The 25,922-nt window shown below is 59.8% G+C and carries 26 protein-coding genes and 1 pseudogene; 11 read left to right on the top strand and 16 right to left on the bottom strand.

What is annotated here, in order from left to right; all coding sequences use genetic code 11:
• Positions 1–355: 355 nt before the first annotated feature.
• Both Q7S58_RS02330 and Q7S58_RS02325 read left to right on the top strand, forming a co-directional pair.
• Entirely contained in the window at positions 356–1,039 is a 684-nt protein-coding gene (locus Q7S58_RS02330) for an IS1595 family transposase (protein WP_304820399.1), read from the top strand.
• Between the two features lie 28 nt (positions 1,040–1,067).
• The gene (locus Q7S58_RS02325) at positions 1,068–1,313 is read left to right on the top strand and encodes a transposase (RefSeq protein WP_304820397.1); all 246 of its coding nucleotides are present in this window, start codon (positions 1,068–1,070) and stop codon (positions 1,311–1,313) included.
• Positions 1,314–1,489: 176 nt separating this feature from the next.
• Here the strand turns inward: Q7S58_RS02325 and Q7S58_RS02320 are convergent, their stop codons facing one another.
• The 5 genes from Q7S58_RS02320 to Q7S58_RS02300 form a co-directional block, all read right to left on the bottom strand.
• Positions 1,490–3,202: a DUF262 domain-containing protein gene (locus Q7S58_RS02320; protein WP_304820395.1), complete on the bottom strand. Its 1,713-nt coding sequence runs from the start codon at positions 3,200–3,202 to the stop codon at positions 1,490–1,492.
• Between the two features lie 205 nt (positions 3,203–3,407).
• Positions 3,408–4,679 carry an ABC transporter permease gene (locus tag Q7S58_RS02315; protein WP_304820393.1) on the bottom strand — a complete coding sequence of 424 codons (1,272 nt, stop codon included), beginning with the start codon at positions 4,677–4,679 and terminating at the stop codon, positions 3,408–3,410.
• Positions 4,676–5,575: an ABC transporter ATP-binding protein gene (locus Q7S58_RS02310; protein ID WP_304820391.1), complete on the bottom strand. Its 900-nt coding sequence runs from the start codon at positions 5,573–5,575 to the stop codon at positions 4,676–4,678. Before Q7S58_RS02310 ends, Q7S58_RS02315 begins: the two co-directional genes overlap by 4 nt.
• 18 nt (positions 5,576–5,593) lie before the next feature.
• The gene (locus Q7S58_RS02305) at positions 5,594–6,385 is read right to left on the bottom strand and encodes a hypothetical protein (RefSeq protein ID WP_304820389.1); all 792 of its coding nucleotides are present in this window, start codon (positions 6,383–6,385) and stop codon (positions 5,594–5,596) included.
• Between the two features lie 373 nt (positions 6,386–6,758).
• The gene (locus tag Q7S58_RS02300) at positions 6,759–7,211 is read right to left on the bottom strand and encodes a DUF4238 domain-containing protein (RefSeq protein ID WP_304820387.1); all 453 of its coding nucleotides are present in this window, start codon (positions 7,209–7,211) and stop codon (positions 6,759–6,761) included.
• Positions 7,212–7,311: 100 nt separating this feature from the next.
• Here Q7S58_RS02300 and Q7S58_RS02295 point away from each other — a divergent pair, with 100 nt between their 5' ends.
• On the top strand, positions 7,312–8,406 hold the full coding sequence (locus Q7S58_RS02295) for a Shedu immune nuclease family protein (protein WP_304820385.1): 1,095 nt from the start codon (positions 7,312–7,314) through the stop codon (positions 8,404–8,406).
• A gap of 345 nt (positions 8,407–8,751) precedes the next feature.
• On the opposite strand, the pseudogene Q7S58_RS22000 reads toward Q7S58_RS02295, so the two are convergent.
• Positions 8,752–8,850, bottom strand: a pseudogene (locus Q7S58_RS22000) (hypothetical protein); the annotation flags it as partial.
• A 304-nt stretch (positions 8,851–9,154) separates the two neighbouring features.
• On the opposite strand from Q7S58_RS22000, the gene Q7S58_RS02285 reads away from it, so the two are divergent.
• The 3 genes from Q7S58_RS02285 to Q7S58_RS02275 all read left to right on the top strand — a co-directional run bounded on the left by Q7S58_RS02285 (position 9,155) and on the right by Q7S58_RS02275 (position 10,980).
• Positions 9,155–9,733: a TetR/AcrR family transcriptional regulator gene (locus Q7S58_RS02285; protein ID WP_304820381.1), complete on the top strand. Its 579-nt coding sequence runs from the start codon at positions 9,155–9,157 to the stop codon at positions 9,731–9,733.
• 25 nt (positions 9,734–9,758) lie between these two features.
• Positions 9,759–10,124, top strand: coding sequence for a nuclear transport factor 2 family protein (locus Q7S58_RS02280; RefSeq protein WP_304820379.1), 366 nt, complete (start codon positions 9,759–9,761; stop codon positions 10,122–10,124).
• A gap of 85 nt (positions 10,125–10,209) precedes the next feature.
• Positions 10,210–10,980 (top strand): glutathione S-transferase family protein, encoded by a 771-nt coding sequence (locus Q7S58_RS02275; protein ID WP_304820377.1) that lies wholly within the window; start codon positions 10,210–10,212, stop codon positions 10,978–10,980.
• 27 nt (positions 10,981–11,007) lie between these two features.
• Here the strand turns inward: Q7S58_RS02275 and Q7S58_RS21995 are convergent, their stop codons facing one another.
• Together Q7S58_RS21995 and Q7S58_RS02270 are read right to left on the bottom strand one after the other, a co-directional pair.
• Complete coding sequence (locus tag Q7S58_RS21995; RefSeq protein WP_370655444.1) at positions 11,008–11,082, bottom strand: hypothetical protein; 75 nt, start codon at positions 11,080–11,082, stop codon at positions 11,008–11,010.
• Positions 11,083–11,284: 202 nt separating this feature from the next.
• The gene (locus Q7S58_RS02270; protein ID WP_370655441.1) at positions 11,285–11,959 is read right to left on the bottom strand and encodes an ArsR/SmtB family transcription factor; all 675 of its coding nucleotides are present in this window, start codon (positions 11,957–11,959) and stop codon (positions 11,285–11,287) included.
• A gap of 61 nt (positions 11,960–12,020) precedes the next feature.
• On the opposite strand from Q7S58_RS02270, the gene Q7S58_RS02265 reads away from it, so the two are divergent.
• Complete coding sequence (locus Q7S58_RS02265) at positions 12,021–12,848, top strand: sterol desaturase family protein (RefSeq protein WP_370655440.1); 828 nt, start codon at positions 12,021–12,023, stop codon at positions 12,846–12,848.
• A complete protein-coding gene (locus Q7S58_RS02260) occupies positions 12,845–13,819 on the top strand; it encodes a VTT domain-containing protein (protein WP_370655439.1) in 975 nt (324 codons plus the stop codon). Before Q7S58_RS02265 ends, Q7S58_RS02260 begins: the two co-directional genes overlap by 4 nt.
• Here the strand turns inward: Q7S58_RS02260 and Q7S58_RS02255 are convergent.
• Complete coding sequence (locus Q7S58_RS02255; RefSeq protein ID WP_304820369.1) at positions 13,733–13,966, bottom strand: hypothetical protein; 234 nt, start codon at positions 13,964–13,966, stop codon at positions 13,733–13,735. The two genes, Q7S58_RS02260 and Q7S58_RS02255, sit on opposite strands and share 87 nt — an antisense overlap.
• 39 nt (positions 13,967–14,005) lie before the next feature.
• Positions 14,006–15,253, bottom strand: a complete 1,248-nt coding sequence (gene icd, locus Q7S58_RS02250; protein ID WP_304820367.1) for an NADP-dependent isocitrate dehydrogenase — start codon at positions 15,251–15,253, stop codon at positions 14,006–14,008.
• A gap of 255 nt (positions 15,254–15,508) precedes the next feature.
• Between icd and Q7S58_RS02245 the strand changes: the two genes are divergently transcribed.
• From Q7S58_RS02245 to Q7S58_RS02235, 3 genes are all read left to right on the top strand, one after another.
• Positions 15,509–15,895 carry an MAPEG family protein gene (locus Q7S58_RS02245; protein ID WP_304820366.1) on the top strand — a complete coding sequence of 129 codons (387 nt, stop codon included), beginning with the start codon at positions 15,509–15,511 and terminating at the stop codon, positions 15,893–15,895.
• 434 nt (positions 15,896–16,329) lie between these two features.
• On the top strand, positions 16,330–17,544 hold the full coding sequence (locus Q7S58_RS02240) for an acyl-CoA dehydrogenase family protein (protein WP_304820363.1): 1,215 nt from the start codon (positions 16,330–16,332) through the stop codon (positions 17,542–17,544).
• Between the two features lie 279 nt (positions 17,545–17,823).
• Entirely contained in the window at positions 17,824–19,080 is a 1,257-nt protein-coding gene (locus tag Q7S58_RS02235) for a cytochrome P450 (protein WP_304820361.1), read from the top strand.
• 23 nt (positions 19,081–19,103) lie between these two features.
• Here Q7S58_RS02235 and Q7S58_RS02230 read toward each other — a convergent pair whose 3' ends face one another.
• The 6 genes from Q7S58_RS02230 to acnA form a co-directional block, all read right to left on the bottom strand.
• The gene (locus tag Q7S58_RS02230; RefSeq protein ID WP_304820359.1) at positions 19,104–19,814 is read right to left on the bottom strand and encodes a type 1 glutamine amidotransferase; all 711 of its coding nucleotides are present in this window, start codon (positions 19,812–19,814) and stop codon (positions 19,104–19,106) included.
• Between the two features lie 65 nt (positions 19,815–19,879).
• Positions 19,880–20,944 (bottom strand): Holliday junction branch migration DNA helicase RuvB, encoded by a 1,065-nt coding sequence (ruvB, locus tag Q7S58_RS02225; RefSeq protein ID WP_304820357.1) that lies wholly within the window; start codon positions 20,942–20,944, stop codon positions 19,880–19,882.
• Positions 20,931–21,572 carry a Holliday junction branch migration protein RuvA gene (ruvA, locus tag Q7S58_RS02220; protein WP_304820355.1) on the bottom strand — a complete coding sequence of 214 codons (642 nt, stop codon included), beginning with the start codon at positions 21,570–21,572 and terminating at the stop codon, positions 20,931–20,933. Before ruvA ends, ruvB begins: the two co-directional genes overlap by 14 nt.
• Positions 21,569–22,117 (bottom strand): crossover junction endodeoxyribonuclease RuvC, encoded by a 549-nt coding sequence (gene ruvC, locus Q7S58_RS02215; RefSeq protein ID WP_304820353.1) that lies wholly within the window; start codon positions 22,115–22,117, stop codon positions 21,569–21,571. Before ruvC ends, ruvA begins: the two co-directional genes overlap by 4 nt.
• Before the next feature lie 27 nt (positions 22,118–22,144).
• The gene (locus Q7S58_RS02210; protein ID WP_304820351.1) at positions 22,145–22,897 is read right to left on the bottom strand and encodes a YebC/PmpR family DNA-binding transcriptional regulator; all 753 of its coding nucleotides are present in this window, start codon (positions 22,895–22,897) and stop codon (positions 22,145–22,147) included.
• Positions 22,898–23,022: 125 nt separating this feature from the next.
• Positions 23,023–25,785, bottom strand: coding sequence for an aconitate hydratase AcnA (acnA, locus tag Q7S58_RS02205; RefSeq protein WP_304820348.1), 2,763 nt, complete (start codon positions 25,783–25,785; stop codon positions 23,023–23,025).
• Between the last annotated feature and the right edge of the window lie 137 nt (positions 25,786–25,922).

Raw genomic sequence — 25,922 nt, 5'->3', positions numbered from 1 at the left:
TCCGCATAGAGGGAATTTCTCCCCCCATGCGGAAGCGCGATCGCGTCCGGCTATGAGCGAGAGACAGCATTGCCCCTCTCCCGAAAAGACGAGACGAGTATGGCCGCTCGACTTGCTCTAGTCAAGTTCGGCATACTCGCCCTTCGTTGCGGGAGAGGCCGCCGAAGCGCGGCAGCCGCGAAGCCGACTTCGGGCCGAAGGGCCGAATCGCTCTACGATAGAGAGGGTGGTGAGGGTGCAGACGGCTCGAGCAAAAATCCGGGATTCTTCGCTACGCTCTGAATGACAAAGGGGAGTTGCCGATGAGGGCAATAATATACTTGACTGACCACGCTCCATTTGCTACGTTTGAAGCATGAAGGCTCCAAGCACGCTCCAGCAAGCGATTCAGTATTTCAAGGACTTCGAGAACTGCCAGCGTTTCATGATCGAGATGCGCTGGCCGGACGGCAAGGTCCGATGCCCGACGTGCGGAGCCGACAAGGTTAAGTATCTCGAAAAGGCGCGACTCTGGAAATGCTATGCGAAGCATCCACGCGCAAAGTTCTCGCTCAAGGTCGGAACGATTTTCGAGGACTCGCCAATTGGACTCGACAAGTGGCTGACTGCAATGTGGCTAATCGCCAACTGTAAGAATGGGATTAGCAGTTATGAGATCGCGCGTGGTCTTGGCGTGACGCAGAAAACCGCGTGGTTCATGGATCATCGCATCCAGCTCGCGATGCAGGATCGTTCGCTCACGCAATTCGACGGCAACGAGGTTGAAGCGGACGAAACTTTTATCGGCGGCCTCGCTCGAAATATGCACAAGGATAAGAAGGCCAAAATCACGGGCACGGGCGGGGCCGGAAAAGCAATCGTGATGGGACTGCTGGATCGTCATAGCGCCAAGGTCCGTCTGCTTCATGTACCAAACACGCAAGGCGATGCGCTCAAGACTCACGTGCGCCGGTATGTTCGGGGTGGCTCGTATGTTTTCACTGACGCTTGGGCTGGTTATCATGGCCTCGATCAAAAATTACGTTCACAAGGTCATTGACCACGCGGAAACCTAGGTTCAAGGGAACGTGCATACGAACCGGATCGAGAATTTTTGGAGCCTCCTGAAACGCGGCCTGAAGGGAACCTACGTCAGCGTCGAGCCGTTTCACCTGTTCCGTTATCTCGATGAACAGGCGTACCGATTTAACGAGCGCAAGGCGAATGACGGCGAGCGCTTCATCGGCGTTGCCAGTTCCGTTCTTGGCCGTCGGCTCACGTATGCCGAACTGACTGGCAAGACCGAATCGACAGCGGAACCCTTACCCGCATAAGCAGTGGAGAGGCAGACGGCGTCGTGGTAAGCTGCCGATTGTGAAATCGCCGAAGGTAGGAGATTTACGATTTGAGCCGACGGAATCGTTTGCCAAATTGCGCAACTTGGCACGGGCGATATTGACCGTTTCAAGCAAAGAAATCGATCGCGGTCGCAAGAAATTGCGTAAGCCTGTCAGACGCGCAACGGCCAAGCCTTAGTCGCGATTGCAGCCAGTCTCTTCTGGCGCGTGTCTATCTCGCCCCTTCCCCATGCAGTCAACTGCCCGATCTCTTTAGTGAGTTGGTTTGGTTGTCTCGCTAGTATCAGACGCTTGACCGTAAACTTTTCGCTTCCAGCAGTGCTGTTTGATTCGTTCGGGAGCAGCGCCTGGTTGCCGAATTGGTGTACATAATCTTCATGTTCCTCAGATGTGAAGGGCCAGTCCGCCAAGTGTTTAGGATTAAGCGGAAGCAGATGCTCCAAAGTGGGTTCATCTTTTGAGGACATGCCAGTCAGTGCTAAGCCGGTCTCTGCTACGTCTAGAGCCTTCAGCAAGTATCGCGCATGCGGCTCATTGGTTACCTCGAATGTTGCAAAATCTTCGCGGAACTTATTGTCAGCCGGAATGATCGACTTTAGTTTGTTGGTTAGGGCGGCCGCCGTGGTGATCTTCCGCTCATACACCTCTAGCGCGGCGCTTTCATATTCTGTTTCAAGCGATCCTCGTCCTAGTTGATCCGCTGCCATTAGCCGCACACAGATCGAGATCATCAACCGGAAAGCCTTGATAGCCTCGCCCTTGGGAAATGCTGCGAGAACGCTAATCAGCAGAGGACGAATCTGCTTCACGTCGAGCGTGGTGAGCGCTGAAATGTAGTCCTTCATGATCGGACGAAAGGTATGCCACAGTTCATTTTCCGGATTCAGCAGAGCAACGTATTGTAGGGCATTTTTTTCAAGTTCGGCCGCAAAATCAATCGCTCTTTTCTGATTCGAGACTTCTTCCCGTATGGCCTTAAAAAGAACTGGCGCGCGGGTCCGACCATGCTTTGAAATCCAATAGTGCCGAACATAATCTTTCACGATGGTAGTGGACTGAATGCTCTCAAGGATGCCCAACATCTTCGCCCAATTGCGTTTCGTTTGGTCCAGTTGTTCTTGAGACAAAGAAAACAGACGATTCTTAATCAGGTCCGTAGCGGAGAGTTCCAATCCGCGATCATTCATAGTCTCAAATACTGTGTACGCAACTGCTTCATCCTCTACGATGACCATAATCACGCGTGCCTGATTGCTGAAAAAGTCAACCCATCGCGTGAGCGCCGCTGCGCGATTCTCTGACTTCTCATCGCGTACAATACTGGCTACCTGATCGGACGCAGTATTAGCCGCCTGATGGATTAGGCGATGGGAAGATCGATGCCGCTCGTGTGTGGCTTGCTTTCGTTCATCCGTACCGGCTCTCGAAAGTACACGATGTTCAAAGAAACTATGATCGTTATCGTTTAGCTGTAGCTGCGGAATAATCTTCCGCTCCGGCATTTTGATTTTAAGAAGGTATTCCGGCTCAACAGACTTAACACCGTCGTCGTCGTTTTCTCTGACAAAGTAGTCACGCACTGCCGCTAGAAAAATGGCGACCGTAGCCAGCCGTTGCTGCCCGTCAACGACCGTGCGGTAGCGATTCGGGTCTTGAGGGTTGCGCAGCACCACTACCGTGCCGAGAAAGTATTCCTGCCCGCTGCGGTCGTCTATTATCGGCTTAATGTCCTGAAACAGTTCGCGAACGTGTGTTTGTTTCCATGAAAATTCACGTTGATTTGCTGGCACACGAAGTCGCCCTTCATTCAGAATTCCGCCGAGCGTTTTTCCGCCTTCAACGCTGATATTGCCAAACGTATTCATTCGCGAGCACCTCGCCCTTTGGTAGTCGGTGGACATTACGCCACCTCATTACCAAGGGCAAGGTCAGTCAAGTATATTATTGCCCTGATGAGGATGACAGACGCTAGAGCCGCAGTTCCATACGGGCAATTCGTGTTTCGTTCCCCCCAACTCTCCTGAACTTTCATACGTTTCACGTGAAACATCGTCGCACCGGAATTTTGCTTCAAGCGTGGCGGTACCATCGCGCCAGTTCGCGGAGTGACGGCCGCTTGCCATACATCAGGATGCCGATGCGATAGATGCGTCCGCAGACATAGAACGAGGCCGCAATCGTCGCGAGCATCAGCACGAGCGACAGAGCGATTTGCCAGGCCGGCGGATTGTGCACGGCAATCCGCTCGAACATCAGCACCGGCGCGCAAAACGGAAAGATCGAAACTGCGACTGACATGATCGAATCGGGCGAGGTGGCGATCGGCAGAATCAGCGCCGAAGCCGCGATGAGCGGCAGCAGAATCACGAAGTTCCATTGCTGCGCCTCGTCCACCGAATTGAAGGCGGCGCCCACGCCGGCGAAGATCGAGGCGTACAGCAAAAATCCGAGGATGTAAAAAATCACGAAATAGATCATCAGCGGACCGCGCATCTGGAGCTCGCCGATCGCCGCCCGGAGATACGGGCTGCGCGACGCTCCCGCCGCCGCAATCGACAGCCACACCGCCACCTGCGTCATCCCGACGCCGCCGGTGCCGATTATCTTGCCAGCCATCAATTCGCCCGCCGTCGTCGAGCAAAGCAGCACCTCGGTGATGCGCGAAGCTTTTTCCTCGAGCACCGAGCGCATCACGACGACGCCGTAGGAGAGCAGCGAAAAGAACATCACGAACACCAGCAGCATCACCGCCATCATGCCGCGGAGTTCGTTGTACGCGCTGGAATGTCCGCCCTTGACGACGCGCAAATCGACGCGCTGCAGCATCGTGGCGGTGTCGTTCACCGAAAGCCCGTGCTTCAGCATCCGCTCCGCCGAATACGCATACGTGAGCGCCGAGCCGAGCTTCTGATGCAGCACCGCGTCGCCCGCGCGATGCGTCGTGAAGACAACCTGCGGATTCGCGCCGGCGCCGTCCTTCAGCCAGACGTAGCCGTCGATTCGGGCGGAATCGAGCCGGCTCGCGAGGTCGTCGCGCTCCTCGGGCGTGAGCGACGCATCGATCGAGATGTCGTAATGCGCGCCGCCCTCGCGAATCAGTTGACTGCGCGCGAGTTCCGCCACCGCCGGATTGTCGGACGCGAACACCAGCCGAATCGGCGCCGACTCCTGGCTCGCGAGATTGCGCTTCGCCGACGACGTGATCAGCGCGGGCAGCAAGAGCAGGATGCTCAACAGCACCGGCGTCGCGAACGTGGACGCCAGGAAGGATCGCGTGCGCACCCGTTCGAGGTATTCGCGCCGTGCGACGATAAAAATGTTGCGCAGCGACAACTCGCTCATTTAGGCGTCACGTGATCGATAAAAATCTGCTCGAGCGACGGCTCCATCACCTGGAACCGCCGCACTCGAAGCGACGACATCGCAAGCCTGAGCAAATCCTGCGAATCGGCGCCGGGCTTGAGGCTCAACTCCGCGTGATTGCCGTAGTCGTTCAACGATTCGACCAGCCCGCTGTGCGCGAGGAACCGGCCGTCGCCGTCATAGTCGATCTGCACGAAGCGATTGCCGTAACCAGCTTTGATTTCGCTCAGATTGCCCTGCAGCACCGACTTGCCATGGTCGATCAGGCAAATCGAGTCGCACAACTTCTCGACCTGGTCCATCCGATGCGTCGAGAAGAGAATGGTCTTGCCCGCGCTCTTCAGTTCGACCAGGACGTTTTTGAGTTGCATCGAGTTTACCGGGTCGAGGCCCGCGAACGGCTCATCCATGATGATCAGGTCGGGATCGTGCAGCAGCGCCGCGATGAACTGGATCTTCTGCTGCATCCCCTTCGAGAGTTCCTCGACGCGATCGCCGAGCCGGTCGTCGATCGCGAGGCGCGCCGCCCAGTTCTGGGTTCGCTCCGCCGCGAGCGCGGTCGAAAGGCCCGCCAACTGTCCGAGGAACGAGAGATTCTCGCGCACCGTCATGCGGCGATAGAGTCCGCGCTCCTCCGGCAGATAGCCGACGCGATGCATCGCGGCGCGCGAAAGCGGTGCGCCGAAAATCCTTACGATGCCGGAATCGGGCGCGATGATCCCGATCATCATGCGAATCGTGCTGGTCTTGCCCGCGCCGTTGGGGCCGAGCAAGCCGAAAATCTGTCCGGGAAAAATCGAGAAGGTCAGATCGTCAACGGCGACGAAGCCGTCGTAGGATTTGCGGACGGCGATCAGTTCGACCCGCGGCTGCATCCAGCCACTATCGTCGAATCAGTGCGCCCAAACCAGCTTCGGATCGGTCTCCCACGGATAGACGTGCACCATCCAGCCGAAGACCTGCGGATAAAAGCGGCCGCCCGCAGCGTCGCAAGCGTCTTTGGTGGCGATCGAACCGTTGAAGCCGAAGCTGGTCCAATCGACGCTCTGGAGGCTCTCTCCTTTGCGCGGAAAACACAGATTGATATGCCGATGCCATCGCGCGACGCTAAGCGGCACTCGATCGTTTAGCTGTGCCTCGCTCGCGCCCTTTCGATCGGTGTACATCGCGCCGATCAATTTGTAGCCGCCGTCGGCGGTGCGCTGATAGAGCAGCGAAGTTGGCTCCGATGCGTCGAATACGAACGCGGCTTTCAGCCCGTTCCACTTTTTCGTGAAATGTACGACCGCCTGCTTGAACTCCGGATGGAACGGCTGGTAGCCGTCGGCCTCAGCGGCGTGAACGTCCTGATACTTGGTCAGCGCCTTCTGCAGTTCCGCGAGGATTTCGCCGGCGCGTTTTTTGTCGGCGTCAGTCATTGACCGTAGATCCGTGTACGCCATGTGCAGCGCCATGTTCTTCATCGCCCCATGACCCATATGCATGTCGTGATCTGTTTCCGACCCGCCTGACATCGCTTCGACTTCGCCTTCTTTCATGTTGGACGGGTCCGGCGCCGCGCCCTTCATCTGCGACACGTCGCCGGTCTTCATGTTCATCCTTTCCATGTCACGGCCAGCAGCGAGACCGCCCGTCGTCGATAAGCAGGCCATGATGAATGTGATTGCGATTAGTCGGCTTTTCATTTGATGCCCCTGTAACTCGCTAACTCCCGACCCAAAAGTCTAAGCTCTGGATTGAGCATCGCCAACCCGCGGATACCGCGGGCGACGCAGTAGGTATGTCGTCTGGCGGACGCCGCGGTGTTGAAGCACCGGAAATCAAAACAGGCAGTTCGGTCTTCGTTTTTCAACACCCTGTTAGGGGTTTCGGGCTTCCTGTCGCGATTAAGGATGCGCGCTACGCGCTGTTAGTAAACGGGACGGAGGGTAAAGCCGGGCGGCTCGAAGATTCGACGACTGCCCGGCGGAATCCTTTCCGCATCGGTCGCATTCAGTATTGATAACAGTGTGAACTCAGGGATGATCCGACAACGAATCGCGCTGGTTTGAGAAGCTTTCATCTCAGTTCCTCAATCCGGTTATCGGAGATTTCGCGTCCCTTACTCGCTTCGCGCATCGTGCGCGCAAACTCAGGACCGCGTGCTTTCGTCCGCGCTAGAGCCTCTATCATCTTCGCGGCCAGACCTTCCATCGCGTCGCGGTTCGCCGGTGTCCGGGCGAAGAGTAGAGCTATGAAGACGGCCAAGCGGCTCCGCTCAGAGTCAGAGAGCCTGTAACCGCCGTCACGAAGCTTAACCAACAGTGGGGCGGCTTCATCCTCCACGCGCCGGAGAAAGTCCGTCTCGAAAGATTGGGGCGGCAGATCCTTGAGGTTGTACATCGCATAGTAATCCGTCCGCTTTAATATGCCCTTCGGAGACCTCAGCTTCATTGTCTGGTGTTTGAGGTCAACGACCCAAACTCGCGGACCCATCCTCGCGTCTACTCCCGGATCATGAAATCCACGCAAGTGACACTACGGATTGATGTGGTGTTCCATCTTTACCAATTATATCATAATCAACCGATCTTGAATTGACCGTATTTTCCCAGCGAAACGGGGGTCGTTTATGGCTGATAAATACAACATTCAAAGTACATCTCCGAATTCGGCGGTCGTCGATGAGGTCGTGCTTGGTTCTAAAGTCCACACGCGAACCAGTTTATTCGCTGAGGAAGTGAACAATCCACACGACTCGAATGCCTGCATCAAGGTTCATTTATTCCATAGGAGGAAACGGGCCGGGGAGAAATGGGAAAATCTGCCATCCGAATCGCTGAGCAGGCTCAAGGCAGGAGGGGTCGCCCGGTTCACGCTTGACTCGGCGCGGACCCTGAACCTGTTTCATCATCTCTCTCAGTTGTATGCGGCGAAACGACAAGCAGGCATAACCCCTGGCAAAAGGACCTTAGTAGTTGCCAGTGCAAATGAGATCGTACAAGCGAAAAAGGAAAGAATTGCTACCTTGCGCGAACTGGCAGAATCGCCGGACGAACTGTGGCACGATTTAGAGAATGCGCGTCCAGGCATCCTACTTAAGCTGTCTTATGCAAAACTCCAAGAGGAACGTGCCGCAGCTCTGGCCGAGTTCAAAGCGCATCTCGACCGCGAAGAGCAAGAGGAATGGTGGCAGCATTTTTTTCAGAAAAATACTTGGATCTTTGGCTACGGTCTCAGTTACCGATTTATAAGCCTATCTCAGTCGAAGCCACATCTGGGTGGCACAACCATAAGCGGGCGCGGAGGCAAACTAGGGGATTTTATGGGCCTCTCCGAAGCTCAAGTGAAATTCACGGTTCTTGTGGAAATCAAGCGTCCGCAGTCTCCGCTCGTGCGGCCCAAGGAATATCGGAACGGAGTCTATCCTCCAGGTGATGACGTAGCGGGGGGAGCAGCCCAAGTGCAGACGGCTTGCCGTCAGTGGCAAGAGAGTTCAGATAGCGCCGGGAATCGTGATGCGCTGAAGGAAGCATTTACGATCCAGCCTAAGGGGATACTTGTCGTTGGAAACCTGAAACAATTGAAAGACGACCGCGCGCGTATTCAGTCATTTGAATTGTTTCGCAGAAACCTTACAAATCCTGAAATTCTTACTTTTGATGAACTGTACGAAAGAGCGGCGTTCATAGTCCAGCGGACCATTCAGCCTTCACAATCACATTGAGATTATATTTACGTCAGGCATCGGTACGCCTTCCTCATTCCGCCCCAATCGCCCTCGCGCACGATGGTGACAGCATTGCTCTCGACATTGATGACAATTTCGCCGCAGCCCAGTTCGATGGCGCCACTTCGCGGGACCGACTCGAGACCTCATCGCGAGTAGTCGTTTTTCTGAACGTTTACTAACAGCGCGGAGCGCGCATCCTAATCCTCTTTGCGATTCGGCCCTGCGGCCCGAAGTCGGCTTCGCGTTGCCACAGGAAGTCCCCTTCGAGGCTCAGGGTAAACTCCACCCAGTGTTGCAAGCCGGCGCCGGCGAAGGAATAAGAAAAAGGCAATTCAGAAGTTACATATTGTCCACGATTGCTTTGCCGAACTCCGAGCACTTCAGCAGCTTCGCGCCGGTCATCAGCCGCTCGAAATCGTAAGTCACGGTCTTGTTCGCGCCCGCCGTGTCATTAGCAAACGCTACACCACCGGATGCGATCTGGTAGGCCAAAACTAACTTGATTCCAGCCAATCGAGCTTTCATCAGAGGCTTCCCCATGTCGGTAACTCTTGGCCCGGAAGTCTAAGCTCCGAATCGAGCACAGCCAAGCCGCAGAAATCGCGGCGTCAATGCGATAGTACGCCGCAGGCGCCGCGCAGGTCTGGGTCGATAAACGCAGGCTTGGGTGGCCTGATCCCAGTTGGCTCGGCGCGAAGTTGACAGCCCTCATCGGTTTCTGTTAGTGGTCGTTCACTAACACGTGGAAACGCTGAACCAGAAGCCGGATACGAAGCGGCCGGTGATCGTGCGGGCCGCCACCTCGCTCTTTGCCGAGAGAGGCATCGACGGGACGAGCATGCGCGCCATCGCCGAGGCGGCTGGAGTGCGGGAGGCCGCCATCTATCGTCACTTTGCGGGCAAAGACGACCTCGCGCGCGAAATATTCCTGAGCTGGTACGGCTGGTATTGCGAGAAACTCCAGCGCATCGTGAGCGGTCCGGGCGGCATTCTGGACAAGCTCCACGAGATCGTGCGTCACGAATTCACGGCCGTGACCGACCATAGCGACGCCTTTGTCTATTTCTGCGAGAATGAAGCGCGCTTCGTGCGGAGCCTTCCCCCAGAGATAGCGAGCGCCCGGCGGGTCTTTACGGCCTTCATTCGGGGCGGGCAGGCCCAAGGAGAGGTGCGGGCAGGAAGCCCGGATCTGCTTGCGGACATGCTAAGCGGTGCTCTATGCGCGGTGGCGCTGACGTGGCTTGGCACGGGACGGCGCAAAAAACTGAACACGCAGCTTGAAGAAGTCGTACAAGGCTGCTGGGGCATGATTAAGGCTTAACTCAATTGCAGGAGGCAGAAGGAAAATGACGCCCGAGGAACAACTGATCAAACGTTACTTTGACGCATTCAACCGCCACGACATCGAAGGAGTGATGGCGTGCTATCACGAAGAGCCGGTTCTGGTTAGCCCGGCAGGCAAGCGCTGTGCGGGTCGCGCCGAAGTGCGCAAATCGTACGAGAGCGAGTTCGCCATGTTTGCTGACGCGCACTGCGATTTGCGTGTGTGCACGGGCAACAACGGCCACGGAGTCGCGGAGTCCTTCTTCTCGGGAACGCGAGCCGGAAGCGGCAGAGTTGAGGCGATCGGCGCGGAAGTAATGGAGATCGTGGACGGCAAGATCAAGGAGATCCGCGACTATCATCAATCCGTACCGGCCAAAGCCGCATAGGAGCTAACGGCCTGGCGCCTGAGCGAAGTACTCACCCCTCGGCGGGTGCGGCAGTGCCGCGGGTGCCGTGCTCAGGAGCGAAAGCATGAAGCTATTCACGTACGCGACCAGTCCGTATGCGCGCAAAGTCAGAATGGCGCTCGATTACAAGGGCGTGAGCTACGAGCCGTTCGAGCGCTGTTACTCCCTTGATCGCAAGGAAGACCTGCGCTGCGTCAGCCTTCGCGCCGAGGTTCCGACTCTGGTGCTCGATGACGGCCGAACGATTACGGACTCCACCATCATCTCCGAGTACATCGAAGAGGTTTATCCGGAGCCGCCGCTGTATCCGAAAGACCCCTACGAACGGGCGCGGGTGCGCACGATCGAAGATTTGTGCGACCGGAGCTTTGACGCGGTCGGGTTCGGCTTCTGGCTCTCGGTGTTGAGGGAACAGGCACCGGAGTCTCAGGCGATGAAGCAAGCTGCGGCAGATGAACTGCGGCGCCTACTCGCGGTGCTGGAACGTGAGCTCGGCGACCGGAATTTTTTCTGCGGTGAGGTGAGCCTGGCTGATTTCGCGGCGATCTGTTACGTGCCGGGAGCCAAGACCATGGGTGTGAATCTCGGCGAATTCGCGCGGCTGCAGGCTTGGACTGGGCGTATGCGCCGTATTTCCGTGGTGGCTGCGGACCAAGAGCGTATCGGCAAGGCGATGGCCGAGCTGCGCAGCATCGCGGATGAATTCGAGGGCCCGGACGGCCGCGTCCATTGGCGAGATAGCCGCTTGGAATGGCCGATCCGCCATGGCTTCATCGATCTTGTTGCCCGCGAGTTTCACGCGGGCAAGATGATGTTTCCGCCCGACGCGTCCTGACTCAGCGGCAAATCGTGAGGCCGAGATTCAGTCCGAAAGCAGGCGCTTCTTCTCCTGGAATTCATCCTTGTCGATCTCGCCCGTGGCGAAGCGCTCCTCCAGGATTTTCAGGGCACGCTTCCGGTTTTCCCACGCGCGGGAGCGGGCCGACAGTGCCCCGTTGGAGCCATCGGATTACCGCTGCCGCCACAAAGATCAGGATAGCCAGCCAGACGATCATCATGATTGGGCCGAAGACCATTCCGTACCAGGGCATCGTTCCCCAGGGCTGCATAACGTTTCCTCCGAATCCCCGACCCTCGATTCAGGCGGTTGCTGTCAGACGCTCTACCGGTAGCCCGGCGGCCCTCCATTCGGGGTATCCCTCTTCAAGCCGAAAGGCCGTGAAGCCGCGCTTGCGCAGCTCGGCGACCGCTTCGTAGGAGAGCACGCAATATGTTCCACGACAGTAGGCAACAATCACCTGGTCGCGGGGCAATTCCCGTAACCGGCGCTTGAGTTCGCGGAGCGGCACATTGAGCGCGCCGGGCAGGTGACCGGCGGCGAACTCCTCTGCCGGGCGGGTATCGATCACTGTAACCAGCCCGTCCCGCATGCGCCGCAACAGTTCCTTGCGCGATACGGGTTCGAGGTTGTCGCGCTCTCGAAAGTAACCATTGAGCACCTTTTCGACAGCGCCGACGTTGCGTTCAGTGATTCGGCGCAGAGCGCCGAGCAGCGCGACTACGTCGCCGTCGGCGAGCCTGTAGAGCACCCGCTTCCCGTCCCTGCGTGCCTCGACGAGTCCAGAGCGGCGGAGTTGCTGCAGATGCTGTGATGCGTTGGCAATCGTAAGGCCGCTCAGCCGGGCCAGTTCCTCGACGCTACGCTCGGTCTGCGCGAGCAGCTCGAGCAGCTCGAGGCGGTGGGCGGAACCGAGGGTACGGGCTACGGCGGCGAACTGTTCGAACATAGCACGTTTGGGATTCTGGCTTGACATGGCGAACGAAACCTCTTAGTCTCATTCAAGACATTAATTGAATGTTTGAAACAGATCAACCATGCTGACTCGCGAGGCTGCCATACGCTTAGGAGCGTTTATCACAGTGTTCACTGCAATGGCGCTGTGGGAGGCGCGCGCGCCGCGCCGGACAAGGTCATATTCGAGGCTCAGGCGCTGGCCGAGCAACTTAGGTATCGTTGCGCTGAATAGCGCGCTGGTGAGAATCCTGCTTCCCGCCACGGCCGTTAGTCTGGCGCTGGCAGGGGAAAGGCGCGGCTGGGGCTTGCTCAACAACCTGCCGATTCCGCCTTGGATGGCTGTCGTTGCGTCGGTGGTGCTGCTTGATGGCGCCATCTACTTCCAGCACGTGATGTTCCACGCGGTGCCCGCGCTTTGGCGGGTGCATCGGATGCATCACGCCGACCTCGACTTCGATGTGACGACGGGCGCGCGTTTCCACCCAATCGAGATTGTTCTGTCGATGCTAATCAAGTTCGGCGTCGTCGTGGCGCTGGGAGCACCGGCGCTCGGCGTGCTCATCTTCGAGGTCCTGCTAAACGCAACCTCGATGCTCAATCACGGGAACGTTCTCATCCCGGTCCGGCTCGATCGCTATCTTCGATGGCTCGTGGTTACGCCCGACATGCATCGCGTCCACCATTCGATCGTGGTTAACGAAACCAACAGCAACTTCGGCTTCAACCTGCCTTGGTGGGATCGACTGTTCGGGACCTATCGCGATCAGCCAGCCGCCGGCCACGACGGGATGACCATCGGTATCGAGCAGTTCCGCGAGGCGCGCGAACTGTGGCTCGACCGAATGCTCTTGCAACCTTTCCGCGGCCCCGCGGGCGCTTACGCGATCACCTGGAGGCGCGCGGCATGAATAGGCGTAGTCTCATCATTCGTCTGATTCTGGTGGCAACGCTGGTCGCAGCGATTGTGTGGCTCGCCCTCCATCGCGAATTTCTCCAGGCCACTACGCTTGAGCGGGAACTACAGCGCTTCGGTCGATTCGCTCCCATCTTGTTCGTTCTGCTCTATGCCTTGGCCACAGTGCTGTTCGTGCCCGGATCGCTGCTCACCGTGGCTGGCGGCGCTTTGTTCGGTCCGGTAGCGGGAACCCTATGGAACCTCATCGGCGCGACCTTGGGGGCCACGCTAGCCTTCATGATCGCCCGATACGTCGCCTCCGACTGGGTTTCAATGCGCGCGGGTGAACGACTGGCGCGGCTGATGCGGGGGGTGGAGGAGGAAGGCTGGCGCTTCGTTGCGTTCGTCCGGTTGGTGCCGCTGTTTCCGTTCAATATTGTGAACTACGCCTTCGGACTGACGCGAATCGGCCTTGGCGAGTACGTGCTCGCCTCCTTCGCGTGCATGATGCCGGGTGCACTCGCGTATACCTATCTGGGCTACGCGGGGCGTGAGGCCGCGTCCGGGCAGGCCGGGGCAATCCACAAGGCTCTGCTTGCCTTGGCGCTACTCGCAACCGTCGCTTTCCTGCCACGCCTGGTTCGTAAGCTCAAGGGTCCGCGCTTCACGGACGCTCCAACACTTAGACATCGGCTGCAGAACGGCGAAGCCGTGGCCCTGATAGACGTACGTAGCGCCGAAGAGTTCCGAGGACCGCTCGGCCACATCGCGGGCGCACGCAACATTGCGCTCGCGGAACTATCCGCGAGACTTCCGGACCTAAGTGACTTGCGCGGAAAGCCGATGATAACCATCTGACGGACCGAGAAGCGCTCGGCGAGCGCGGCGGCACTCCTTTCAGATGCGGGCTTCGACGACGTATTCGTGCTGCGCGGCGGGATGGAAAGTTGGAACAAGGCGGGCTATCCGGTAGAGAGAAATTAAAATTTTGGAATCGTCCCAGACCGTCAGTGCATAGATGATCAACGAATCGCTCTCTCCGGTGATGAAGACGACGCCGCCCGAAAATGCGTCGTCCCGCAGGGCGGGTTTTCGCCGATAAGTGTGGATAAACAGCGGGGCCGCGGGCATCGATCATCGATGCACCGCGTCCCCGCCTGAGAACTGCGATTACATATTGTCCACGATCGCTTTGCCGAATTCGGAGCACTTGAGCAGCTTCGCGCCGGTCATCAGGCGCTCGAAATCGTAGGTCACGGTCTTGTTCGCGATGCTCTTTTCGAGGCCGCGAATAATCCCGTCGGCGACTTCCTGCCATCCCAGGTATTCGAACATCAGAACGCCCGACAGGACCAGCGAGCCTGGGTTCACCTTGTCCTGATTGGTGTACTTGGGCGCGGTGCCGTGAGTCGCCTCGAAGATGGCGTGACCGGTCAAGTAGTTGATATTGGCGCCCGGCGCGATGCCGATTCCGCCGACCTGCGCCGCGAGCGCATCGGATAGAAAGTCGCCGTTGAGGTTCATCGTGGCGACTACGTCGAATTCTTCAGGCCGAGTGAGCACCTGCTGGAGCGTGATGTCCGCGATCGCGTCCTTCACCAGCATCTGGCCCGCGGGCGGCTTGCCATTGCAGTCATCCCATCCCACTGCCCTGCCTTTGTACTCGCGCCGCACGAGTTCGTAGCCCCAATCGCGGAAGGCGCCCTCGGTGTACTTCATGATGTTGCCCTTATGGACAAACGTCACGCTCTTGCGCTTGTGGAGAATCGCATAGTCCAGCGCCGCGCGAATCAGCCGCTCCGATCCTTCGCGCGAGATCGCCTTGATTCCGATCCCTGAAGTTTCCGGGAAGCGAATATTCTTCACGCCCATTTCGTTACGCAGAAACGCGATCACCTTCTTCGCTTCGGGCGATTCCGCCGCCCATTCGATTCCGGCGTAGATGTCCTCGGTGTTCTCGCGGAAGATTACGACGTCGAGTTTCTCCGGATGCTTGACCGGGCTCGGCGTCCCGGCGAAATAGCGCACCGGCCGGAGGCATACGTAGAGATCGAGCATCTGGCGGAGCGCCACGTTGAGCGAACGGATACCGCCGCCGATCGGCGTAGTCAGCGGTCCCTTGATGCCCACCAAAAATTCGCGGAACGCATCGACGGTTTCGTCCGGCAGCCAGGTGTTCCATTGATTGAACGGTTTCTCGCCGGCGAACACTTCCATCCACGCGATCGCGCGCTTGCCGCCGTAGATTTTCTTCACCGCGTTGTCGAAGACATACTGTGATGCGCGCCAGATATCGGGCCCGGTGCCGTCGCCTTCGATAAACGGGATTATCGGCCGATCGGGAACGTTGAGGGTGTGATTGGCGCCAAGAGTGATCTTTTCGCCGTTGCTCGGAACCTTGATGTACTGGTAGGCCATCTGCGTCGTTGTCTGCCTCTGATTCGGCTCTTCGCCTTTGTAATTTTGACGGTGCGAGCGATTGCGTCGCCGCCCTGCTCTCTCGCCCGCGCCGTTCGGATGATCCCGTATCATATAGCAAAGGATTGCTGATGCCAGCATCCGGCATCGGCGTTTCGATTACTCGTCAGCCAGCGTCATTTGACCTGTGTATTTGTGCGGCGAACCCGGCTAACGTATGCGCCGCTGAGCCCGCTTCGTAACAGGAGGTCACTCATGACGGTTGCAATCGTGTGCACGGCGTTACTCGGAGTGCTGCTCTTCGCGCTTGGCCTGAATGTCTCGATGGCTCGAGGAGCCGGCAAGGCGGGCGATTATCCGACCGACCCCGCCGATCCATTTTTCAAGCGGATACGCGCCCACGGTAATACCGCCGAATACGCGCCGATGATGGCGGTGCTGATTCTGATTGCGGGCGAGCGGAATCCCGCGATGTGGGTGCTCTGGGTAATGGGCATCGCCGTCGCGTGCCGCTATTTGAACGCGGCGGGAATCCTGATGTCACCGACGCTGGCCAAACCGCATCCGGTGCGGTTCATCGGAGCGTTGGGCACTTATCTCTCAGGCTTCGCGCTCTGCATCGCGGTGCTGCTGACGATCTAGAGTTCCGTCATCCCGAGCGGAGGTTGCCGGAGTCGAGGGATCTCGATCGAGCATCGCGATGGTCCGACTTGCGCGAGCGATATCACGACGCCCGCCTCACTTCTTGTCATTCCCGCGTGTGGCTGACGCGCGAGGAATCCCGGATCTTCTTTGCGGCACTTGTTCTCGCGACGACTGCACCCTCACCCGCCTCTCTATCGTAGAGCGATTCGGCCCTTCGGCCCGAAGTCGGCTTCGCGGCTGACGCGCTTCGGCGGCCTCTCCCGCAACAAAGCGGGCGAGGCAAAAAAGGAGCGTCGATTCATGCACACGCATCGTTAACGCTGTTATCGGCAACGCGCTATACTGCCGCAAAATCCCGCCGATGAAAAATCTTCTCTACCGCGCGATTAGGAAGCCGCGCGGGTATCTCGCGGTAGGAGCGGACGAAGCAAATGGACTTCACATTCACACCTGAACAGGAAGTATATCGCGGCAAGCTGCGCGCATCGCTCGAAAAAAATTCGGCTGAAGCGTTCGGGCGCAAGGGCGACGGCCCAAGCAGTTCGACTGCCAACCAGCTCGACGTGCTCGACGATCGGCGCTGGTCGCAACTGCTCGATTACCATCGGCGCCTCTACCGTGACGGCATCGTCGCACTGCATTGGCCCAAGGAATGGGGTGGCGGCGGCGCGAGCATGATCGAGCAGGCAATCTACCAGGATGAGGCCTTGCGCCTCGGGCTCCCGCTTTACGGCGCGAACCAACTTGCGATCGATCGCATCGGGCCGACGCTGATGCATCTCGGCACCGAGGAGCAGAAGAAACGGCATCTGCACAAGATGCTCACCGGCGAGCAAATCTGGTGTCAGGGCTATTCGGAGCCGAATGCGGGCTCCGACCTCGCGGGATTGCAGACGCGCGCGGTGCTCGATGGCGACACGTTCGTCGTCAACGGGCAGAAGGTGTGGACGAGTCTGGCGCATCGCGCGGATTGGCAGGTACTGCTGGTGCGCACCGATCCGTCGGCGCCGAAGCACAAGGGCATCTCGTATCTGCTGGTGGATATGCACAGCCCCGGAATCACGGTGCGGCCGCTGGTGCAGATCACCGGCGACGCGGGATTCAACGAGGTCTTCTATGACAACGTTCGGGTGCCCAAGGAAAATCTGGTCGGCGAGCTGAATGCGGGATGGCAAGTGTCGATCGCGACGCTGATGTACGAGCGGGTCTCGGGCGGCACGCGGCATCCGGTCGAGCGCACGATCGGCGAGCTGATCGATCTCGCGAAGACGGTCGAGTTTCAGGGCGTCCCTGCGACCTCGCATCCTTATGTGCGGCAGAAGCTTGCTCAATTCGCGACCGAGGGGCGATGCCTGCGGCTTAGCCGCTATCGCTCGCTCACTTCGCAGCTCAAAGGCAAACTTCCGGGCGTGGAGAGTTCCTTCGGCAAATTGTTTGGAAGCGAGCTGAATCTACGGGTCGCGATGTTCGCCGATGAGATGCTCGGGCCATACGGCGCGCTCGCGCCGGGCAGTCTCGGCGCGGTCGAGGGCGGGCGCTGGATGAATCGCACGCTGGCAGCGCGCGCATTCACCATCGCGGCCGGCTCGAGCGAGATTCAGCACAACATCATCGGCGAGCGCGTGCTGAAGCTGCCGAAAGGTTGATAGTCAGCACCATCGCTCGGCTGGCGCAGGCTGCCGGAGCCCTGTGCCTCGCCCGCTCTGTTGCGGGAGAGGCGGCCGAGGCGCGCAGCGACGACGGCGGTGAGGGTGCTGGATCGCCGGCATCGAGATCCCTCGACTCCGGCAGCCTCCGCTCGGGATGACGGAAAAGCTCTGCGGTTACTCTTTTTTTCGGTTTCCCTTTTAACCCGCCCCGCTTACTCGCCCAATGACAGCCATCGGGATAAACGCTAGGATCGCCTGTCCTTGACGAGGATTCCCATGAAACTCGACGACATCGATTTAAACAATCTCGATCTTTTCGTGCGCGGCGAACAGTACGAGGCGTGGCGGACATTGCGCGCCGAAGCGCCGCTGTTCTGGCAGGAGCGTGCGCCGGGCCAAGGCTTCTGGTCGGTCACCCGCTACGACGATGCGCTCAAGGTCTATCATGACCCCGACACTTACAGCTCCGAACGCGGCATCTCGTTGCAGTTCACGACCGTCGGCGCGGACGCCAGCGCGGAGCAGGCGGGCTTCGGCCAGATGATGATCATGACCGATCCGCCGCGCCACGGAAAAATCCGCTCGCTGATCAATCGGCGGCTTACGCCGCGCGCGGTCGGCCTCTTCGAACCGCATATCAAGCAAATCACCACCGGCGTGATCGACAACGTGATCGGCAAGGGCCAATGCGATTTCGTCGTCGATGTCGCCGCGAAGCTACCGACTGCGGTCATCTGCGACATGATGGGTATCCCGGCTGAGTACTGGGACCTGATGTTCACGATCGGCAACCAGTCGATCGGCACCGACGATCCCGAGTATCAGCAGGGCCGTTCAGCGGCTGAAACCGGGATGGCGGCGCAGGCCGAAATTTTCAGCTACTTCTCGAAGTGGATCTCGGAGCGGCGGGTGAATCCGGGCGAGGACCTGATCAGCGCGCTGATTCACGGCGACGTGGACGGCGCGAAACTCACCGACCTCGAAGTGCTGTTCAACTGTTTCCTGCTGATCATCGGCGGACAGGAGACCACTCGCAACGCGACCTCAGGCGGGATTCTCGCGCTGATCGAAAACCCGGCGGAGCGGGCGAAGTTAAGGAATGATCCGGCATTGTTGCCGGTCGCGCTCGAGGAATTTCTGCGCTGGACCAGTCCGGTGACGCACATCATGCGCGTCGCGAAGAGGGACGGCGAACTGCGTGGGCAGAAAATCCGCGACGGCCAGAAAGTAGTGATCTGGAATGCGTCGGCAAATCGCGACGAGGCGATCTTTGCGCATCCCGACACCTTCGACGTGACGCGCACGCCCAACGATCACATCGCGTTCGGGCACGGCGAGCATTTCTGCATCGGCGTCAATCTGGCGCGGCTCGAGTTGCGCGTGATGATCGAGGAAGTGCTGCGGCGGATGCCCGATCTAGAACTCGCGGGGCCGACCGAGCGATTGCGCTCGAACTTCGTCGCGGGCATCAAGCACATGCCGGTGCGCTTCACGCCGAATCGCGCGAGCACTGGGACGCCGGCAAACGCCTAGGCATTTGAGTGCAAACCCGCCGTTCAGGTACCCTGGATCGGCGACGCCCAGCGCGAAAACACGGTATCGGCGATTTGCTCGAGCGGCGCGGCGTATCGATCTGAATCCGCGATCATTTCCGCGGCTGCGATCTTCTCGCGCTGCAAATCCTTCGCGAATGCATCCGCCATCGCGCGCACGCTCGCATCCGTCACTTCGAAGTGGAACTGAAGGGCGTAGGTCTTGTCGCCGTAGCGGAAAGCCTGGCACGGAGTCTTGTCCGACGATGCGAGCGATACCGCACCCGCCGGCAGATCGAAAATGTCGCCATGCCAGTGAAACGGCGTGAGCGTTTCAGGCAGGCCGCGCATCAGGCGATCGTCGCGCGCAGCGGGCTCGAGCCGAATCGGATGCCATCCGATTTCCTTGCCGCGCGGATTGCGATCAACTTTTGCCCCTAGAGCCGCCGCGACGATCTGCGCGCCCAGGCATACACCGAGCACCGGCCGATTGTGCTCGATCGCATCCTCGATCAGCGCCATCTCCTCGCGGAGAAACGGATAGCGGTCGGTTTGATAAACGCCCATCGGACCGCCCATCACGATGAGACCGCCCGCCCCTTTCATCTCCGCGGGAATCGGCTGGCCGTCATGAACCCGCACGTATTGCCACGCGAGCGCGGCGCCTTCGAGCGCGTCGGCGATACTGCCGAGATTCTCGACCGCGTGATGCTGCAGCACGTAAATTTTCGCCATCGAACGATCCTAACAAATCGAATCTCGTGATTCTGCCGCGAACCGAGCGAGGATTTGAGACTGGACTAGAACAAGGTGCCGCGGCGCGTGCGTCCGAGATGCGTATACGCGCGCTGCGTCGCGACCCGTCCGCGCGAGGTGCGCGCGAGATAGCCCTCCTGCAGCAGGTACGGCTCGTACACTTCCTCGATCGTGTTGGATTCCTCGCCGACCGCGGCCGCCAGGCTTTCGACGCCGACCGGACCGCCGTCGAACTTGTCGATAATAGCGCCCAGGATCGAGCGATCCATCTTGTCGAATCCGGCCGTGTCGATCTCGAGCAACTCCAGCGCCGCCAGTGCAATCTCGCGCGTGACGATCGGCGCCTTGTTCACCTGCGCGAAGTCGCGGACGCGTCGCAGCAGCCGGTTGGCGATTCGGGGAGTACCGCGCGAGCGGGTGGCCAGTTCTTCGGCGCCGGGTTGGTCGATCGCGACCTTCAGCAGCGCGGCCGAACGTCGAACGATCTCGGACAACTCGGCGTGATTGTAAAAGTCGAGATGAAAATGCTGGCCGAATCGATCGCGCAGCGGCGAACTGAGCAGTCCCGAACGCGTCGTCGCGCCGACCAGCGTGAACGGTTTGACCTTGAGCTTCATGGTGCGCGCGCCCATCCCCTCGCCCACCACGATATGAAACTCGAAGTCCTCCATCGCCGAGTAGAGACTCTCCTCGACGACTTTTTGCAGGCGATGAATCTCGTCGATAAAGAGCACGTCGTGCTCTTCCAGATTGTTCAAGATCGCCGCGAGATCGGCGGCGCGCTCGAGCGCGGGACCCGAGGTCACATGATCGTTCACGCCGAGTTCGCGCGCAATAATGTGTGCGAGCGAAGTCTTGCCGAGGCCCGGCGGTCCCGCGAACAACACGTGATCGAGCACTTCGGCGCGTCCGTGCGCCGCCTCGATCGACATCCCGAGAATTTTTTTGATTCGTTCCTGCCCGACGAACTCTTTGAGCGCGCGCGGCCGGAGCGCCAGGTCGATTCTGTGATCGTCCTCGACGGCGACGCGCGACGTGACGCGCCCTTCCGTCGCGCCGGCGTTGTCGAGGACGTTGAGGTCGCTTTCCTGATGATCACTTTTCGCCAAGCAGCACCGCCAATGATTTGCGGATCAGGATTTCCAGGTTGCCCGCGGTAGTTTCGTCGGCGTTGGCCACGGATTCAACCGCGTGCTTCGCCTCGATTGGTTTCATCCCAAGATTGATCAACGCCGAAACGGCCTGCTCGAGCGGTCCGGCCGGGGCGGCGTTTTCAGGACTCGCTTGACGCGGCGATCCGTTGGCATGCAGCGACGACGGCGCGACCAGTTTCAAATCGCCGACCTTGTCGCGCAACTCGCGCACGACGCGTTCCGCGACTTTCGGACCGACCCCCGGCACCGCGTCGATTCGTTCGACGTCGCCCTTCGAGATTGCTGCAACCAGTTCTTCCGGCGCGAGCACCGAGAGAATCGCGAGCGCCAGCTTGGGTCCGACGTGCTGCACGCTCATCAGCAAGTCGAACGATCGCTTTTCGGTGGTGCTCGAAAATCCGTACAGCAGCAGCGCGTCTTCACGGACAACTTGACGGATCTCGAGCGCGACGCGCTCACCGCTAGCCGGCAACTTGTAGTAGGTGCTGAGCGGAATCAGGACTTCGTAGCCGACGCCGGCGGTCTCGACCACGATTCGCCCCGCGTCGCGCGTCGTCAGCGTTCCGGACAGAGTCGCAATCATTGCGGATGCACCTTCGATCGCGATCGCGCGGCGGCCGGACGGCTGCGCTCGACGCTCTCGACCATGTTCGGGATGCGGCCGCGGCCAAGATGACACATCGCAACCGCCAGCGCGTCGGCGGCATCGTCGGCCAATTCGAGCGATGGGTCTAGCTTCAGCGTGCGGCGCACCATGTATTTGACCTGCGCCTTGTCGGCGTGGCCGTGGCCGGCGACGCAGAGCTTCACTGCGTTGGGTGGATACTCGAAAAATTCGAGATTGCGTTCAGCCGCCGCGAGCATCGCCATCGCGCGCGCCTCGCCGAGCCGAAACGCGCTCTGCACATTGATTGCGACGAAGTGACGCTCGAGACTCAACGAATCGGGCGCGAACTCGTCGATGATCGCGAGCAGGTGATCGTGAATCCGATGAAGCCGCTTGGGACCGGGCGCGAGCATCGTCGATCGAATCGTGCCTGCCGCGACGAACTGCGGATTTCCGGCGCGTCCTTCGACGACTCCGTATCCGCAAACCGCACTCCCGGGGTCCACCCCGAGTACGCGCATACCCCACCTCCGCCGCCCGCGCGGCCGCTACGCCGCCGAGAATTGCGCCATCTCTTGCTCGCTGATGTCGAAATTGGCCGCGACATTCTGCACGTCGTCGTGGTCCTCAAGTTCTTCCATCAGCTTCAACACCTGCCCGGCTGCATGACCCGACACCGCGACCGTATTCTCCGGGATCCGCGTCAATTCCGAATGCGCGATCGCGAGCCCGGATTTTTCGAGCGCGTCGCGCACCGTCGCAAAATGCTCCGGCGCAGTAAGCACCTGGAACGTGTCGTCGTCCGAGGTGACGTCGTCCGCGCCGGCGTCCAGCGCGATCTCGAGCAGCTTATCCTCGTCGATTGCCGATTTCTCGATCCCGATTACGCCGCGCTTTTTGAACATCCAGCCGACGCATCCGGTCTCACCGATGTTCCCGCCGCGTCGTGAGAAGATAAACCGGATCTCCGCGACGGTTCGATTGCGATTGTCCGACAACACTTCGACCATGATTGCGACGCCGCCGGGCCCATAACCTTCGTAGGTGATTTCCTCGAGCGCGTCGGCGCCGGTCGCCCCGGTGCCCTTCTTGATCGCGCGATCGATGTTGTCGTTGGGCATCGATTGCTTCTTGGCGATCGTAACCGCGGTGCGAAGTCGCGGATTCGCGTTGATATCGCTGCCGCCGAGCCGCGCCGCAATCGTTATTTCCTTGATCAGCTTGGTAAAGACCTTGCCGCGCTTCGAGTCGGTAAGGGCCTTCTTATGCTTGATCGAACTCCACTTGGAATGACCCGACATGACACAACCTTTTGAGGGCTATTGGGTTCGCCCCGAACGCCGCCAGATTACCATAAGGCCGGCTTAAGGGCTAAGGCCCCGGCCGGATGAAAGCTGCGAGCCGGATGCATGGTGCGGCGCTCAGTCTATGCGTGCAGCAGATCGCGCAGCACGAACGGCAGGATACCGCCGTGGCGGATATACTCGACCTCCTCGGGCGTATCGACGCGGGCAATCGCGTCGAACTCGATCGTCTTGCCCGGCGCTTCGGCGCGCACTTTGACCACCTGCCGCGGCTTCAGGCCGGTCTTGAGGCCAGTGATCGAATAGGTTTCCATTCCGGTGAGTCCGAGCGACACGCGGTTTTGGCCGGGCTTGAACTCGAGCGGCAGGACGCCCATCCCGACCAGGTTGCTGCGATGGATGCGCTCGAAGTTTTCGCCGATAACGGCTTTCACGCCGAGCAGCAGCGTGCCTTTCGCCGCCCAATCGCGCGACGAACCGGTGCCATATTCCTTGCCCGCGATCACGACCAGCGGCACGCTGGCTTTTTGGTAGCGCTCCGACGCTTCGAAAATCGTCATCCGCTCACCGTCGGGCAGATACATTGTAAAGCCGCCCTCGACGCCGGGGACCATCAGGTTGCGGAGCCGGATATTGGCGAACGTACCGCGCATCATCACTTCGTGATTGCCGCGGCGCGCGCCGTAGGAATTGAAATCCGCGGGCTTCACGCCGTGCGCGATCAGGTATTTGCCCGCGGGAGTATCCACGCCGATCGAACCGGCGGGTGAAATGTGATCGGTGGTCACGCTGTCGCCGAGCACGGCCAGCGCGCGCGCGCCGGTGATATCGGCCAGTTCGCCGACCGCCGCGGTAACGCCGTCGAAAAACGGCGGCGCCTTAACGTAGAGCGAATCTTCTTCCCACTTGAAGAGATTGCCTTCGGGCACGGCGAGGCTTTGCCATCGATCGTCGCCGTCGAAGACATGGCCATACTCGCTCTTGAACATCGCGGCGTTGACAGAGCGCGCGACAACGCTCGCAACTTCAGCCGGCGTGGGCCAGATATCGCGCAGGTAAACCGGCGCGCCGTCGGAACCAGCGCCGAGCGGCTGGCGCTCCATATCGATATCGATCGTACCGGCGATCGCGTAGGCGACGACCAGCGGCGGCGACGCGAGGTAATTGAAGCGCACCACCGGATTGATGCGGCCTTCGAAGTTGCGATTGCCGCTCAGGATCGAGCACGCGACGAGATTCGCCTCCTTGACCGCGCCCGCAATATTTTCGGCGACCGGTCCGCTATTGCCGATACAGGTGGTGCATCCATAGCCGACCAGGTTGAAGTGCAGTTTTTCGAGCGGCTCAATCAGGCCCGCGTGCTTCAGGTACTGCGTGACCACCTTCGAGCCCGGCGCGAGGCTGGTTTTGACCCACGGCTTGACGGTGAGACCGCGCGCGACGGCTTTCTGCGCGAGCAATCCTGCGGCGAGCATCACGGAAGGATTCGAGGTGTTGGTGCAACTGGTGATCGCGGCGATCACGAGCGAGCCGTGCGTCAGCGCGAACCGTCCGCCGTTGTCGTGCACTTCGATTTTGCGCGCGTAGTGGCCGAGGCGAGTCTCGAGCGGCGCGTGCTCGATTGGCTGCGCCGGCGTGCCGCCCTCCTCGACCCATTCGGCGAGTGCGTCGCGATCGACCTTGTGTTCTTTTTCAAATTCCTTGACCAGCTCGCGGCGAAACTCGGCCTTGGCGCCGATCAGCGGCACGCGATCTTGCGGACGGCGCGGACCGGCAAGGCTCGGCACGACTGTCGAGAGATCAAGTTCGAGCGTGTCGGAAAAAGTTGGTTCCGGCGAAGCGTCGGTGCGGAACAGCCCCTGCATCTTGCAGTAGGCCTCGATCAGTTTGATCTGCGATTCGGCGCGCCCGGTCAGGCGGAGATAAGTGAGAGTCTGATCATCCACCGGAAAAAAGCCGATGGTGGCGCCGTACTCCGGCGACATGTTGCCGAGCGTCGCGCGATCGGCGACCGGCAGCGACGACAAGCCCGGACCGAAGTACTCGACGAATTTGCCGACGACGCCCTTCTTACGCAGCATCTGCGTGACGGTGAGCACGAGGTCGGTGGCGGTCGCGCCGGGCTTGAGAGAGCCGCTTAAGCGAAAGCCAATGACGTCGGGTATCAGCATCGGCATCGAGCGCCCGAGCATCGCAGCTTCGGCCTCGATCCCGCCGACGCCCCATCCGACCACGCCGAGACCGTTGATCATGGTGGTGTGCGAGTCGGTGCCGAGCACGGTGTCGGGGTAGGCCTCGCCGTTTTTCGACGCGAAGACGACGGGCGCGAGGTACTCGAGATTCACCTGATGCACGATTCCGGTGTCGGGCGGCACGACGCGGAAATTGTCGAACGCGCGCTGGCCCCAGCGGAGGAACAGGTAGCGTTCCTGGTTGCGCTCGAATTCGAGCTGCGCGTTGATGGCGAACGAAGTCGCGCTGCCGAAAGAATCGACCTGCACCGAATGATCGATCACGAGATCGACGGGCTGCAGCGGACTGATCTTCGCGGCATCGCCGCCGAGGCGTTTGATCGCATCGCGCATCACGGCGAGATCGGCGACGACGGGCACGCCGGTGAAATCCTGCAACAGGACGCGGGCGGGCATGAACGATACTTCGCGTTCGCCGCCCTTCCCGGCCCATCGCGCGAGCGCCTCGATCTGTCCCGGCGTCACGACCAGTCCGTCCTCGCGGCGCAGCACGTTCTCGATCATCACTTTGATCGAGTAAGGCATCTTCGCGAGCGAGAAACCGCGCCGCTCGAGCGCCTCGAGCTTGAAGATCGCGTAGTCGGTGCCATCGACCGTGAGCGTCGCGCGCGCTCCGTAACTGTTGCTTGCCATCTTGATGCCTCAAGTCTCCATTTGGGCGAGTGCCTGGTATGTCCGCGCCTTCGGCGGCGGGCGAATCCAATCAAACCTGCCACTTCGAATTTTTGTGAACGACGAATCCGATGTTCAGAATAGCGCGCAGCGGGGCG

Source organism: Candidatus Binatus sp. (assembly GCF_030646925.1).
Lineage (GTDB): Bacteria > Desulfobacterota > Binatia > Binatales > Binataceae > Binatus.
Note: the sequence above shows the minus strand (reverse complement) of the source record. Positions and strands in the feature narration are given on the sequence as shown.